Source organism: Streptomyces beijiangensis, from assembly GCF_017315755.1.
GTDB lineage: Bacteria > Actinomycetota > Actinomycetes > Streptomycetales > Streptomycetaceae > Streptomyces > Streptomyces beijiangensis.
The window spans coordinates 1-245 of the sequence record NZ_JAFLRJ010001755.1 but is presented as its reverse complement, the minus strand read 5'-3'; the positions used below and the strand labels follow the sequence as shown (position 1 = coordinate 245).

General features: G+C 73.1%; 1 pseudogene. It reads right to left on the bottom strand.

Features of this window, described 5'->3' with window-relative positions:
• A pseudogene (locus tag J0695_RS43530) lies at positions 1–245 on the bottom strand (3-oxoacyl-ACP synthase); the annotation flags it as partial.

Below are 245 nucleotides of genomic sequence, written 5' to 3'. Positions count from 1 at the left end.
GTACGAAGTGGTCGACCGCGCCGATGTCCACGCCTGCCCTGCGCGTCAGCGCGAGGAGCGCCGGCGGCACGTGCTCGGCGACGAAGTCCCGTACGCCGCGGCCGTCCATCTTGAAGAAGTGGCCGCCCTCGGCGACGGTCGCAGCCGACGCGGGCCTGCGGCTGCCGCCGGCTTCGACACGGATCAGATGGTGCGCGTCGCCGCGGCTGGACAGGTCGCTCGCGATGATCCCGTACGGCTCCGGC